The organism is Bacillus sp. EU63 (assembly GCF_038592915.1).
GTDB lineage: Bacteria > Bacillota > Bacilli > Bacillales > Bacillaceae > Bacillus > Bacillus velezensis.
The window spans coordinates 2493377-2506680 of record NZ_CP151944.1 but is presented as its reverse complement, the minus strand read 5'-3'; the positions used below and the strand labels follow the sequence as shown (position 1 = coordinate 2506680).

Genomic DNA, 13304 nt, shown 5'->3' with positions numbered 1-13304 from the left:
ATCCTTTTACATATCTCAGTTTGAGTGAGACAAACTAATGTGTAGTAAAGGGGAGTCAATGATGAGCAAAATAAAAAAAATTATCGGCGACATCGAAATAAATAAAGGGCTGCTGCTGTTATTGACGATTGGCGGCCTTTACTCATTGGGCATCGCGCTGTCAAATACATTTGTCAACGTGTATTTGTGGAAGCAGTCGGGAAAATTTATTGATTTGGCCATATACAATTTGTCGGTCGTAACGATGCAGCCGGTTACCTTTCTGCTGGCCGGCCGGCTGGCTAAAAAAATTGACAGGGTGTTTATTCTCAGGTTCGGCGTTATCTTTTTGGCTGCTTTTTATTTAAGTGTGCTGCTTGCCGGAGAAACTGCGGCTTCCCGTCTCGTTTTGATAGGGGCCGTTCTCGGAGTTGGATACGGCTTTTACTGGCTGGCTTTTAATGTGCTGACGTTCGAAATTACGGAACCGGAAACGAGAGATTTTTTTAACGGGTTTTTAGGCATTTTGTCTTCATCGGCGGGCATGATCGGTCCGATTGTGGCCGGATATGTCATTTCAAGACTTGAAAACAATACGGGTTATACAATCATTTTCAGCCTGTCGCTCGGTTTATTTGCCCTTGCCGTGGTCATGAGCTTTTTTCTGAAGCGGAGGGAGTCGAAAGGCCGGTTTATGCTGAAAAAAGTTTTTGATGAGCGCCATACGAATCTGAATTGGCGCCGGATTACCAACGCGCACTTTTTTCAAGGCTTGAGAGAAGGGATTTTTGTTTTTTTAATCAGCGTATTTGTATTCATTGCGACAAACAGTGAGCTGGCGCTCGGAACATTCGGTCTCGTCAATTCCGCGGTTTCTTTTTTTGCCTATTATTTTGCATCAAGGCTCATCAAAAAAAGAGCTCGGAAAAAGGCGATTCTTATCGGCGGATTGATCTTGTACGGCGCCCTGTTTCTCATCATTTTTAAAATGAGCTTCACGACGCTCCTTTTGTACGGAGTGTTTATTGCGATCGGCTATCCAGTTCTGCTCGTGCCGTATGTCTCGCTTACATATGATGTGATAGGCCGGGCGCGTCTTGCCAGAAAAGCCAGAATTGAATACATTGTGCTCAGGGAGTTATTTTTAAATGCGGGCCGGATCGTTTCCATCCTTTGTTTCCTTGTAATCGTTACATTATTCAAGGAAAAAGTGGGAATACCGGCGGCGCTCGTGCTGCTCGGAGCCGGCCATCCGCTGATTTATTACTTTATAAAAGACATCAGACTGGATACGGAAACTTCTGATGAAACAGTAGAAGAAGACCGACAAAAACAGGCTGCGGAACCGAATTTTATAAAAGGAGAAAGATAAAAGGGTTATCTGTAGAAAAATATCGAAAAAACCTTTAGAATGAAAAATGGCACCTGAACAGAAGGTGTCATTTCTTTCTGTAAATAAGAAAAGGTGATGTCATGAGGAGAAATAAAAAGAAAATAGCTGTAAACAAAGAAAAGAAAAAATCACTGCCGATCCGGCTTAATTTTTTGTTTTTGGTTGCGTTTCTTATTTTCACTTGGATTATCGTCGAGCTTGGCATCAAGCAGATCGTTCAGGGTGATGATTATAAAAACGCCGCTAATAAGCAAGAGGAGTCTGATGTCAGCACGGCGGTTCCGAGAGGGAAAATATACGACCGGAACCTAAATCCCATCGTAACGAATAAAGCATTAAATGCGATTACATATACACGTTCAGCCTCAACCACCCAGGCGCAGCGTTTAAAAATCGCAAAAAAACTGTCGGGTATGATTAAGGTAAGCACCAAAAAGGTGACTGAGCGGGATAAAAAAGACTATTGGATGTTAACGAGGCCTGATGAAGCGAAAAAACTGATTACGGCCGAAGAAAAGCAAAAAGCTGAAGACAAAAAACTGTCTGAAGATGATTTATATCAGCTTCAGCTGAAACGTATCACAGACAAACAGCTGAATGAGCTCACTTCAAAAGATATGCAGATCCTTGCGATCAAAAGGCAGATGGATTCAGGCTACTCACTGACGCCTCAATACATCAAAAATGAAGGGGTGTCGGCAAAAGAAATGGCCGTCGTCAGTGAACATTTAGATGAACTGCCGGGAGTTGACGTGACGTCTGACTGGGAACGGTCTTATCCTTATAAAAGCCTGATCCGGACATTGCTCGGCAGTGTATCCAGTGCGAACGAAGGTCTTCCTTCCAATCTGCTGGATCACTATCTGTCACTCGGCTACAGCCGGAATGACAGGGTCGGAAAAAGCTATTTAGAATATCAATATGAAAGCCTGCTGCAGGGTCAAAAAGAGAAAGTGCAGAACTTAACCGACTCATCCGGAAATGTCACGGGCAGCAAAGTGATTTCAAAAGGACAGGCCGGCAAAGACCTTGTTTTATCCATTGATATGGACCTGCAGAAATCCGTTGAAAAAATCATTGAGAAAAATTTAAGATCGGCAAAAGCGAGACCGAGCACGAAGCTTCTTGATCGGGCCTTCGTCGTCATGATGAACCCGAAAAACGGAGAAGTGCTGACGATGGCCGGCAAGCAGATTACGAATGACCATGGAAAGTACAAAATTAATGATTATGCCCTCGGCGCAATGACTTCCTCCTACGCAATGGGATCGGCGGTCAAAGGAGCGACGGTGTTGACCGGACTGCAGACGGGCGCGATTAATTTGAACACCGTTTTCCAGGATGAACCTATGTATTTCAAGGGAAGTAAAAACCCGAAAAAATCATGGACGAATTTAGGACCCGTAGATATCCAAAAAGCGCTTCAGGAATCATCAAACGTGTTCATGTTCAAAACGGCGATTGCTGTTGGTAAAGGGGAGTACAAAAAAGGCCAGTCCCTGCCGCTTGATATGAAGGCATTCGATACTTTCAGATACTACTTCAATCAGTTCGGACTCGGAGTTAAGACGGGGATTGATCTTCCGAATGAAGCAACCGGGTACCAAGGGACACAGCGAATTTCCGGGCTTCTGTTAGACTTTGCCATCGGACAGTATGATACGTTTACACCGCTGCAAATGGCGCAGTATGTATCAACGATCGCCAATGGAGGCTATCGTTTGAAACCTCAGCTTGTAAAAGAGGTCAGACAGCCTGATTCGAAAAAAGGAATCGGAGCCGTTGTAGAGTCTGTTCAGCCTCAAGTACTGAATAAGATTGATATGAATCATGCAGACATTAAAGAAGTGCAGGCAGGTTTCAGACGTGTCATGACAAAAGGGACAGCCGCAACTGATTTTGCGACGGCGACATACAATCCTGCCGGTAAAACGGGTACGGCGCAATCTTTCTATGACGGTCCTGACAAATCAGAGACAGGTGAAGGAACGTATAATACGACTCTTGTCGCGTATGCACCTGCTGATAATCCGGAAGTGGCTATTTCTGTAGTCGTTCCTTGGGCCTATATTAATTACAGCGATCGATATTCGATTACGAATGATATAGGAAGAGCAGCTCTGGACAAATACTTTGAGCTGAAAAAGAAACAAGAAGATAATAATACGAAGCAGAAAAACGAAGATAAAATTCAGGAAGACGCTGAAAACGGCAATACAAGCAACTAACAGAAAAACGCTCACAACCTGTGAGCGTTTTTTTTATACAAAAAAACATCCGGATTTACAAAACCTTAACACTTGATTTATACGCATTTTACAAGAACCCTTTACTCTATACGTGTAGGACAAATTACACATTAAATGCAGGGGGAATTCAGGAAATGAAAAAAAACAAATGGATGCTTATGCTTCTGATGGCTGCTGTTATGATTGTTGCTGCAGCATGCGGAAATGCAAAGGAAAGCGGCAAGACAGACAGTCAATCTGCAAGTGAGGATAAAAAAGCATCAGGTTCTTTAACAATTTCTGGTTCATCAGCCATGCAGCCGTTAGTACTGGCAGCGGCGGAAAAGTTTATGGAAAAACATCCGGATGCTGATGTGCAGGTGCAAGCGGGAGGTTCAGGAACAGGACTTTCGCAAGTGTCTGAAGAGGCAGTGCAAATCGGCAACTCAGATGTCTTTGCTGAAGAAAAAGAAGGCATTGATGCGAAAGCCCTAAAAGACCACCGAGTAGCGGTAGTGGCGATGGCGGCTGCGGTCAACCCCGGTGCGGGCGTAAAGGATATAACCAAAAAACAGCTGACAGACGTCTTTACAGGAAAAATTAAAAACTGGAAAGAGCTTGGCGGTAAAGATCAAAAAATTACACTCGTGAACCGTCCTGATTCATCTGGAACACGCGCTACGTTCGTCAAATATGCTCTTGACGGAGCAGAGCCTGCAGAGGGCATTACAGAGGATTCCTCCAATACAGTCAAAAAAATCATTGCGGAAACGCCGGGAGCAATCGGTTATCTGGCATTCTCTTATATAAACGATGACAAAGTAACGCCTTTATCGATCGGAGGCATCAAACCGGAAGAGAAAAACGTCGTCACAGGCGAGTATCCGATTTGGGCTTACGAGCACTCTTATACGAAAGGTGAAGCGTCAGGCCTTACAAAAACGTTTCTTGACTATATGAACAGCGATGAAGTACAGAAAAGTATCGTAAAAGATCAGGGCTACATTCCGATCTCTGATATGAAAGTCACACGTGACGCAAACGGCAAGCAAAGCTGAGGGGAGGGCGGGCTCCCCGCCTCTTCTTCTTTATAGGAGTGTAAACAAATGATAAATCACAGAGAAAAAGAGTCTGTAAGCGAACGCTTAATAAGCTCAAAACAAAACAGGCAATTGGATGAAGTCCGCGGAAGGGTGATTGTGTCTGTGTGTGCCGCGATTATCATTGCGGCATCAGCGGCGATCACAATTTTTCTCGGCATAAAGGGGCTGCAATCTTTTTTTGTAAATGGTGTAAGCCCGATTGAGTTCTTAACAAGTCTGAATTGGAATCCAACCCTGGCAAAACCTGAGTTCGGCGCGCTGCCTTTTATTTTCGGATCATTTGCGGTCACGGTTCTGTCCGCTCTGATCGCAGCGCCCCTCGGTATTGCGGGTGCCGTGTTTATGACGGAAATTGCGCCGACTTGGGGAAAGAAGGTGCTGCAGCCGGTAATTGAGCTGCTTGTCGGCATTCCGTCCGTCGTTTATGGATTCATAGGTCTTACAGTATTGGTTCCGTTTATCGGCTCTTTTAAATCAAGCGGAACGGGTCACAGCCTTCTGGCGGGGACGATCATACTCTCGGTAATGATTCTGCCGACTGTTACATCGATTTCCGCTGATGCGCTTGCGTCACTTCCGAAACACCTTCGCGACGGTTCATATGCGCTTGGTGCGACGAGGTGGCAGACAATCAGAAAGGTGCTTATCCCGGCGGCGTTTCCGACATTGCTGACCGCTGTCGTGCTCGGGATGGCAAGAGCGTTCGGAGAAGCACTCGCCGTACAGATGGTTATCGGAAATACAAAGCTTCTGCCGGAAAGCCTGCTTGATACGGCGGGAACATTAACGACGATTATTACGTTAAACATGGGCCATACCACATACGGCAGTATTGAAAATAATACGTTATGGTCTATGGGGCTTGTTCTTCTCATCATGTCGTTTCTGTTTATATTGCTCATACGCTACTTGTCATCTAGGAGGAAAGTGTAATGAACCGGAAAATAACGGATAAATTGGCCACCGGTGTATTCGGGTTATGCGCCGCTGTAATCGCGGCGATTTTGGCAGGATTGTTTTTGTACATTCTTATTCACGGCGTCTCTGAAATCTCCTTGCATTTTCTTACGTCAAAATCAAGCGCCATTGCGTCAGGCGGCGGAATACGGGATCAGCTTTTTAACTCCTTTTACATTCTGTTTATCACCATGCTGATCACGATACCGCTTGGTGTGGGGGGCGGCGTCTTTATGGCTGAATATGCGCCCCGAAATAAAATCACCGATTTTATCAGAACGTGTATTGAGGTGCTGTCTTCGCTTCCGTCCATTGTCATCGGGATGTTCGGCATGCTGATGTTTGTCAACCTGACCGGATGGGGCTACACGATTATCGGAGGCGCGCTCGCATTAACGGTCTTTAACCTTCCCGTTATGGTCCGGGTGACAGAAGGCGCGCTCACTGCAGTCCCTAAGGAGCTGAAAGAAGCTTCTCTCGCTTTAGGCGTATCGAGATGGCATACCGTCAAAACGGTGCTGATTCCGAGTGCGATTCCTTCGATTTTAACCGGCGCCATTCTCGCATCAGGAAGAGTATTCGGAGAAGCGGCCGCATTGTTATTTACAGCGGGGCTGACAACGCCGCGGCTGAACTTTACGGATTTGAACCCGTTTTCTGAATCATCTCCTTTCAATATTTTCAGGCCGGCTGAGACGCTGGCGGTTCATATATGGAGTGTCAATACGCAGGGAATCATCCCTGACGCCGAAGCGATTGCAAACGGCGGCTCGGCGGTGCTGGTGATTTCGGTTCTCTTGTTTAACCTTTGTGCGAGATGGCTCGGGTCTGTCATTTATAAAAAGCTTACGGCAAATTAATCGGAAAGAGGCGAAAACATGATTGATCACATCATCAGGGAACAAGCGGAACAGACAAAGCGTTTGCCGGAGTCTTCGATTTTGGAAGTGAAGCATTTATCAATTTATTACGGTGACAAACAAGCGGTAAAAGACGTAAACATGAATATTGAAAAACATGCGGTGACGGCTCTGATCGGTCCGTCCGGCTGCGGGAAATCAACATTTTTGAGACAGATTAACAGAATGAACGATGCCATTGCTTCGGCAAGAAGCGAGGGAGAGATCCTTTATGAAGGGCTGAATATTTTGGGTGAAGCGATTAATGTCGTGTCTCTCAGACGGGAGATCGGTATGGTGTTTCAAAAACCGAATCCGTTCCCGAAATCCATTTACAATAACATCACACATGCGCTGAAGTATGCAGGGGAACGCAGGAAAGCCGTTTTGGATGATGCGGTCGAGGAAAGCTTAACGAAGGCGGCGCTTTGGGATGAAGTCAAAGACCGGCTTCATTCATCGGCTCTGTCGTTATCAGGCGGCCAGCAGCAGCGCCTTTGTATCGCCCGTACGCTTGCGATGAAACCTGCCGTGCTTCTTTTAGATGAACCGGCATCCGCTCTGGACCCTATTTCAAACGCCAGAATCGAGACGCTTTTGACAGAACTGAAAAAAGATTATTCGATTATTATCGTTACGCATAACATGCAGCAGGCGCTGAGGGTGTCTGACCGAACGGCTTTCTTTTTAAACGGGGAAGTGGTGGAATACGGGCAGACAGAACAAATTTTTACGAGTCCTAAAGCGCAAAAGACAGATGACTACATTAACGGAAAGTTCGGATAGGGGGAAGGACTGTGAGTCTTGTGAAGGAAGCGGTGCACACACAGAATTTATTTGATATTCACGGCATGAATGTATGGTACGGAGCCCATCAGGCTTTAAAAGACATTACGATCGGTTTTGAGGAGCGGAAGGTAACTGCGATCATCGGTCCGTCCGGCTGCGGGAAATCCACTTTTATTAAAACATTAAATTTAATGCTGCAAATGGCTCCGAATGTCAAAGTGACAGGCGACATGATCTATAACGGACGCAATCTGCTGAAGGAAAAGACGGATGCGGCAGAATTAAGAAAACAGATCGGTATGGTGTTTCAAAAAGGAAATCCGTTTCCGCAGTCAATATTTGAGAATGTCGTGTACGGTCCGAGAATTCACGGCGAAAAAAATAAAAAGAAACTCCTTGAAATCGCCGAGGAATCTTTAAAGGCAGCAGCGCTCTGGGATGAAGTGAAGGATCGCCTTCACCAGCAGGCGCTTTCACTGTCAGGCGGTCAGCAGCAGCGGCTGTGCATCGCAAGGGCGCTCGCCACCAAACCGGACGTCCTTCTGATGGATGAACCGACGTCCGCTCTTGATCCCGTGTCCACGCGGAAAATAGAAGAGCTGATTTTGACATTGAAAGAAAAGTATACAATCGTCATTGTGACTCATAACATGCAGCAGGCTGCGAGGGTCTCTGATCAAACCGCGTTTTTCTATATGGGCGAACTGGTGGAGTGGGGCGATACAGGCAAAATATTTTCTCAGCCGGATCATCAAAAAACACATGATTATATCACCGGAAAATTCGGATAAAAAAAAGGGCCCGGCCATTGACCGGGTCCTTTTTATATGCCTATTAAAAAAGCCTGCCGGCCGTATCCATCTGAATGGACGATGCCTGCAAGCTTTTTTAGCGGGTTAATGTTTTGACGATTTTTTTAAAGCTCATATCTGAGTCGACTTTGAAATGGCCGGCGCGGATTTCTTTGTGGTAGCCTGCGTCAATGACGTAATCATTGAAGTCTTTCGCTGAAGGAATAATACCTTCTTTTTCAAGAATGGATGACACATCAGCAGTGCTCATTCCGTCTTTAATCGTCAGTTTGTATGTTACTTTTTTCTTTTTAGCGTCTGTGTTTTGGTCGTTGTTTAATGATTTTTCTTTAGAATCAAGCAGTTTTTGATAGTCATCCCGGTTGACGGAGACTTTGTGCTGATCGTCGAGGTAGCTGTTTACTTCTTTTTCTGTCAATGCTGTTTTTTCAGTTTTAACGGCGGCTGCCTGGTCATGGTCAGTCAAATAGAAGACAGCGGCGAGAACGGCCGTCGCTAAAATCATGCCTGCTGCAAAAGCCTGAATGCCCCGTTTTGTCATACGAGCACCTTCTCATTATCTTTAATAATGGTATTGACGTCCTCGACAGACACGTGCTCCGCTTTTGCGATGGCTTCCGCAGACATTCCGTTGTTATATTTTGAAATGATTTGTTTGGCGATTTTTTGGTTAATGCCGCTGCTTTTGGCTTTGCGGATCACGAGGTTGGTTTCCAGCAATTCTTCTTCAAGCACCGTCATTTTCTTTTTCAACTTGTAAATTTCCTGCATGGCGGAAAGCTGAAGCGTTTCAAGCTCCTGTTCCACGTCTTTCATCGGATCTCTTTGAGAATATGAGAATGCAATAAGCGCTATACTGACGATAAACAACGCAATAATAGCAATTTCCACGTTTCATCACCTTCTATTATTAATTTGCCCTTCTTTTTTATACCATAAAACGCCGCCATTCTAAAGGAAATAGAGAAAAAAACGGAATTTTGTCGGGAAATCTTTTTTATTCGGGGAGCAAACGGTTATTTCTCTATAGATTTCGTATCAGAAAGTCCTTTTTTGTCCTGTTTCGTCATATTTTCCCTTCATCTGACGCAGGCTCATTCAGAGGATCAGAAGCGTAAACTGATGTTTTCTGCACTTAAACAACATTTCATGTAAATCACTCTAGCATTCCGTCCATTATAGTGGTATTATATATAAGTCTGAATAAGTAAATGATATTTAGTTTGGAGGGAAAATAATGCGCGTTAATATTACTTTGGCTTGCACTGAATGTGGTGAGCGTAACTATATTTCTAAAAAGAACAAACGCAACAATCCGGACCGCGTTGAATTTAAAAAATATTGCCCACGTGATAAAAAATCTACGTTACACCGTGAAACAAAATAAGCTGTTTAAAACAGCGGAAAAAGCTGGAGCTTTCAATAAAGTTCTGGCTTTTTTGTCTTTCAGGGAGGTTTGAGGAACGTGAAAGCACAAATCAGAACCGATATAAAAGCAAAGCTTTCTGACATGACAGAAAGTGAATGGGAGAAAAAATGCCGCAGCATGCGTGAAACGCTGTTTTCTTTAAAAGAATGGAAACAGGCCCGCGTGATCGCCGTTACCATCTCGACACGCCTGGAAATTCCGACACGGCCGATTATTGAACAGGCCTGGAAAGAGAAAAAACAAGTCTGTATCCCAAAATGCTTTCCGCAGACGGGAGCGATGGAGTTCCGTACATTTTCTGCGTATGATCAGCTGGAAACCGTATATGCGGGCCTCAGTGAACCGATCGAGAGCCTGACGGAAAAAGCCGCCCAAAAAGACATTGACCTTGTGATTGTGCCCGGCGTGGCTTTTGACCGGGAAGGCTTCAGAATCGGATACGGCGGAGGATATTATGATCGGTACCTCTCCGGTTATAAAGGCCGTACCGTGTCGCTTCTCTTTGACTGCCAGCTGACAGACCGCATTCCCCGCATGCCCCACGATATTCCGGTCGATATGATCGTGACTGAATCTGAAACCATCGCTTAATCGCATAAAAAACTTCTTGCACCGGAATAATTCTCGCTGTTTGACAAACGATAGGGGCAGGAGGGATAAGATGAAAAAATTGTTGATCTACTCATTATGCGCCGTATCTGTTTTAGCCGTTTACCAAAACCGCTACCGTCTGATGAACAGCGTGCTCAGCCAGCCGGGGATCAGACGGACATTCATTCATTTCTTTTTAAAAATACCGTTTATCAGAAACAAATTCATTCAGCAGGCATTTTAAACAAATCCCGTTTTTTCAGCGGGATTTTTTGCATAAGAAAACCTGCCGGTAAAAAACGGCAGGTTTTCTCGTATTGTCAGCTTTTTTTCAGGAAACCGAGCAGAATTGAGATCATAGGAGAAATGTACAGGAAAAAGGTAAACGGCAGGTAGTCGATGACGGAAACCCCTAATGCGCTTGCCATAAAAGCACCGCTTACTCCCCAGGGAATCAGCGGGTTGATCAATGTTCCGCCGTCCTCAAGCGACCGCGCAAGGTGAATCCGCTTAATGCCGAGCTTGTCATATAAAGGTTTATAAGATTGACCCGGAATTAAGATCGACAAATACTGCTCACCTGTCGCAAGGTTTACGCCTATACTTGAGAAGACGGTCGCCATGACAAGACGTCCTTTCGTATGCACGCCTTTTATCAATCCTTGAAGCAGCGCCGCGATCAGGCCCGTTTTTTCCATCAGGCCGCCGAGCGCAAAGGCGATCATGATCAGAGAGACTGATCCCATCATCGATTGGAGCCCGCCTCTGTTGATAATGCTGGCCACAGCCTGGTCGCCGGTTTTAAACGCCGTCCCGCTTTGCAGGGCGGATATAAATCCTTGAATGCTGCTGTCAGGAATAAAAACAGCAGTCAGAAGCCCTGCGGAAATAATACCGGCGGTAAGCACCGGAATCACGGAAACCCGTCTCACAGCTAAAATGATCACCAACAGAGGTGAAAGAAGCGACCAAGGCGTAACGTGCACGGCCTCTTTCATTCCGGAAATGACCGCCTCAATATTTTGCGTTGAAGCGGCATTTATTGAAACCGATGAACCGAGAATATAAAAAAGAACAATCGTGATCAGCAGTGCCGGAACGGTAGTGCCCATCATATGGCGAATATGCTTAAAAATCGGAATTTCGCCAATTCCGGCGGCAAAATTTGTCGTGTCGGACATCGGTGACATTTTATCACCGAAACAAGCCCCGCAAATGACTGCTCCCGCCGTCCATTCGAGCGGAACTCCCGCCGCGCTTGCTACCCCTAACAGCGCGACGCCGATTGTACTGACAGTTGTCAGACTTGAGCCGACAAGCGTGCTGATAATCATGCAGGAAAATAATGCGGTCAAAAGCAGCTGACTCGGCTGTATAATTGACAAAGCGTAAACGGTGACGGTGGGAATGGCGCCGCTGTACATCCAGGCGCCGATCAGCACACCGATCAAAGCCAGCACGATAATCGGCTGCACACCGTTTTTCAATCCGCTGACAATTCCTTTTTCAAGACTCTCCCACGAGAAACCGAGCCACAAACCTGCCAGAGACAGAATAATGACGCAAAAGAACAGCGGCATATGCGGCTCTGTATGAAAGAAAAACAGGCAGGAAATAATGACTGCTAACATCAAGACAAATAAACTGATGGCTGAGATGAACGTCAGCCTTTTTTCTTGTTTCAAAACAACACCCCATCAAACTTTAATCCTTTTGTGCTTTTGGGCACGAAAGTATTGTAACAGAAAAACGCATAAATGAGTGTTTTTTTACAATTGTGAATATACAATTTATGAAAATAATACAAGGATATTTTCTCCAATCGTTTTTTGCTTGACGCCCGGATCAGAGATGAAATACGCTTATACTAAGAAGAATAGAAATGGTGAAGAAGATGAATTCATTTTATGACGTGCAGCAGCTGTTTAAGTCATTCGGACATATCGTTTATTTCGGTGACAGACAAGCCGAAATTGACTTTATGAAAGATGAATTAAAGGAAATGTACTTGTCAAACGTGATTGAAAGAGAATTATGGCAAAAAGCCGCCGGAGTTCTTCAGAGAGAATCGGAGCGGATTAAAGGCAGATAACACAGCAGGATTTTAAATAAGAAAAGGAGATTATTATGGAAGATACATGGTTTGCGGGGATTGATCTTGGCGGAACAACCATCAAGCTGGCCTTTATCAACATGTACGGTGAAATTCAGCATAAATGGGAAGTTCCGACCGATAAATCAGGAAACACAATTACGGTCACGATCGCCAAAGCGCTTGATCAGAAGCTGGAAGAACTGAACAAGCCGAAACGGATCGTAAAATGGATCGGAATGGGAGCGCCCGGACCCGTGGAAATGGCGACGGGAATGGTCTATGAGACGACAAATATGGGGTGGAAAAACTATCCGCTGAAAGACCATCTCGAGGCGGAAACGGGTATTCCGGCCGTCATTGAAAACGATGCCAATATCGCGGCGCTCGGAGAAATGTGGAAGGGTGCAGGTGACGGGGCCAAAGATGTCATTTTAGTGACGCTCGGAACCGGAGTCGGCGGAGGCATCATCGTCAACGGAGAAATCGTTCACGGTAAAAACGGGGCCGGCGGAGAAATCGGTCATATTTGCAGTATTCCGGAAGGAGGAGCTCCGTGCAATTGCGGAAAATCCGGCTGCATCGAAACGATTGCGTCCGCAACCGGCATCGTCCGCATCGCGAAAGAAAAGCTTGCGGCGGTTTCCGACTCTTCGCTCTTACAAGTGCGCGATCTGACGGCACGTGACGTGTTCGAAGCGGCTAAACAGCAGGATAAGACAGCGCTTGAAGTCGTCGATTACGTCGCAAAACATTTAGGCCTCGTGCTCGGAAATCTGGCAAGCGCCATGAATCCGACGAAAATCGTGCTCGGCGGAGGCGTGTCTAAAGCGGGTGAAATCCTGCGGTCAAAAGTGGAAGAGACCTTCAAAATCACCGCGTTCCCGCGTTCTGCGGAAGCGGCCGATATTTCGATTGCGGCACTTGGAAATGACGCCGGAGTCATCGGCGGGGCGTGGATTGCCAAAAATGAATGGCTCAAACATCAAAACTGCTGAAGAAAGTCTGCCTGCCCATATCGCGGGCAGCTTT

At 45.7% G+C, this 13304-nt stretch carries 15 protein-coding genes; 12 read left to right on the top strand and 3 right to left on the bottom strand.

What is annotated here, in order from left to right; genetic code table 11:
* Window positions 1–61 precede the first annotated feature (61 nt).
* The 7 genes from NYE38_RS12305 to pstB (NYE38_RS12275) all read left to right on the top strand — a co-directional run bounded on the left by NYE38_RS12305 (window position 62) and on the right by pstB (NYE38_RS12275) (window position 8139).
* The gene (locus tag NYE38_RS12305; RefSeq protein ID WP_014305429.1) at window positions 62–1351 is read left to right on the top strand and encodes an MFS transporter; all 1290 of its coding nucleotides are present in this window, start codon (window positions 62–64) and stop codon (window positions 1349–1351) included.
* Window positions 1352–1452: 101 nt separating this feature from the next.
* A complete protein-coding gene (pbpA, locus tag NYE38_RS12300) occupies window positions 1453–3600 on the top strand; it encodes a penicillin-binding protein 2A (RefSeq protein ID WP_017418156.1) in 2148 nt (715 codons plus the stop codon).
* A gap of 155 nt (window positions 3601–3755) precedes the next feature.
* The gene (locus NYE38_RS12295; protein ID WP_017418155.1) at window positions 3756–4658 is read left to right on the top strand and encodes a phosphate ABC transporter substrate-binding protein; all 903 of its coding nucleotides are present in this window, start codon (window positions 3756–3758) and stop codon (window positions 4656–4658) included.
* Between the two features lie 48 nt (window positions 4659–4706).
* On the top strand, window positions 4707–5636 hold the full coding sequence (gene pstC / locus NYE38_RS12290; protein ID WP_017418154.1) for a phosphate ABC transporter permease subunit PstC: 930 nt from the start codon (window positions 4707–4709) through the stop codon (window positions 5634–5636).
* Entirely contained in the window at window positions 5636–6520 is an 885-nt protein-coding gene (pstA, locus tag NYE38_RS12285) for a phosphate ABC transporter permease PstA (RefSeq protein ID WP_017418153.1), read from the top strand. Before pstC ends, pstA begins: the two co-directional genes overlap by 1 nt.
* Window positions 6521–6538: 18 nt before the next feature.
* Window positions 6539–7345, top strand: a complete 807-nt coding sequence (gene pstB / locus NYE38_RS12280) for a phosphate ABC transporter ATP-binding protein PstB (protein ID WP_017418152.1) — start codon at window positions 6539–6541, stop codon at window positions 7343–7345.
* Window positions 7346–7356: 11 nt separating this feature from the next.
* A complete protein-coding gene (pstB, locus tag NYE38_RS12275) occupies window positions 7357–8139 on the top strand; it encodes a phosphate ABC transporter ATP-binding protein PstB (RefSeq protein WP_003153040.1) in 783 nt (260 codons plus the stop codon).
* Window positions 8140–8236: 97 nt separating this feature from the next.
* Here the strand turns inward: pstB (NYE38_RS12275) and NYE38_RS12270 are convergent, their stop codons facing one another.
* Both NYE38_RS12270 and NYE38_RS12265 read right to left on the bottom strand, forming a co-directional pair.
* The gene (locus tag NYE38_RS12270) at window positions 8237–8701 is read right to left on the bottom strand and encodes an endolytic transglycosylase MltG (RefSeq protein WP_003153042.1); all 465 of its coding nucleotides are present in this window, start codon (window positions 8699–8701) and stop codon (window positions 8237–8239) included.
* Entirely contained in the window at window positions 8698–9051 is a 354-nt protein-coding gene (locus NYE38_RS12265; protein WP_003153047.1) for a hypothetical protein, read from the bottom strand. The genes NYE38_RS12270 and NYE38_RS12265 overlap by 4 nt, the downstream gene beginning before the upstream one ends.
* A 346-nt stretch (window positions 9052–9397) precedes the next feature.
* Between NYE38_RS12265 and rpmG the strand changes: the two genes are divergently transcribed.
* The 3 genes from rpmG to NYE38_RS12250 all read left to right on the top strand — a co-directional run bounded on the left by rpmG (window position 9398) and on the right by NYE38_RS12250 (window position 10424).
* Window positions 9398–9547: a 50S ribosomal protein L33 gene (rpmG, locus tag NYE38_RS12260; protein WP_003153056.1), complete on the top strand. Its 150-nt coding sequence runs from the start codon at window positions 9398–9400 to the stop codon at window positions 9545–9547.
* 78 nt (window positions 9548–9625) lie between these two features.
* A complete protein-coding gene (locus tag NYE38_RS12255) occupies window positions 9626–10180 on the top strand; it encodes a 5-formyltetrahydrofolate cyclo-ligase (RefSeq protein WP_017418150.1) in 555 nt (184 codons plus the stop codon).
* 70 nt (window positions 10181–10250) lie between these two features.
* Entirely contained in the window at window positions 10251–10424 is a 174-nt protein-coding gene (locus NYE38_RS12250) for a hypothetical protein (protein ID WP_003153061.1), read from the top strand.
* 76 nt (window positions 10425–10500) lie between these two features.
* On the opposite strand, the gene nhaC is transcribed toward NYE38_RS12250, so the two are convergent.
* Window positions 10501–11865 carry a Na+/H+ antiporter NhaC gene (nhaC, locus tag NYE38_RS12245; RefSeq protein WP_017418149.1) on the bottom strand — a complete coding sequence of 455 codons (1365 nt, stop codon included), beginning with the start codon at window positions 11863–11865 and terminating at the stop codon, window positions 10501–10503.
* Window positions 11866–12062: 197 nt separating this feature from the next.
* On the opposite strand from nhaC, the gene NYE38_RS12240 reads away from it, so the two are divergent.
* Window positions 12063–12272, top strand: coding sequence for a YqgQ family protein (locus tag NYE38_RS12240; protein WP_007408313.1), 210 nt, complete (start codon window positions 12063–12065; stop codon window positions 12270–12272).
* Between the two features lie 35 nt (window positions 12273–12307).
* Entirely contained in the window at window positions 12308–13270 is a 963-nt protein-coding gene (glcK, locus tag NYE38_RS12235; RefSeq protein WP_017418148.1) for a glucose kinase GlcK, read from the top strand.
* Window positions 13271–13304: the final 34 nt, after the last annotated feature.

Coding starts and splice junctions, on each gene's coding strand:
- NYE38_RS12240 (WP_007408313.1), top strand. CDS start 12,063: ATGGTGAAGAAGATGAATTCATTTTATGACGTGCAGCAGCTGTTTAAG.
- pbpA (WP_017418156.1), top strand. CDS start 1,453: ATGAGGAGAAATAAAAAGAAAATAGCTGTAAACAAAGAAAAGAAAAAA.
- NYE38_RS12305 (WP_014305429.1), top strand. CDS start 62: ATGAGCAAAATAAAAAAAATTATCGGCGACATCGAAATAAATAAAGGG.
- NYE38_RS12270 (WP_003153042.1), bottom strand. CDS start 8,701: ATGACAAAACGGGGCATTCAGGCTTTTGCAGCAGGCATGATTTTAGCG.
- rpmG (WP_003153056.1), top strand. CDS start 9,398: ATGCGCGTTAATATTACTTTGGCTTGCACTGAATGTGGTGAGCGTAAC.
- NYE38_RS12295 (WP_017418155.1), top strand. CDS start 3,756: ATGAAAAAAAACAAATGGATGCTTATGCTTCTGATGGCTGCTGTTATG.
- glcK (WP_017418148.1), top strand. CDS start 12,308: ATGGAAGATACATGGTTTGCGGGGATTGATCTTGGCGGAACAACCATC.
- pstA (WP_017418153.1), top strand. CDS start 5,636: ATGAACCGGAAAATAACGGATAAATTGGCCACCGGTGTATTCGGGTTA.
- pstB (WP_017418152.1), top strand. CDS start 6,539: ATGATTGATCACATCATCAGGGAACAAGCGGAACAGACAAAGCGTTTG.
- pstC (WP_017418154.1), top strand. CDS start 4,707: ATGATAAATCACAGAGAAAAAGAGTCTGTAAGCGAACGCTTAATAAGC.
- NYE38_RS12250 (WP_003153061.1), top strand. CDS start 10,251: ATGAAAAAATTGTTGATCTACTCATTATGCGCCGTATCTGTTTTAGCC.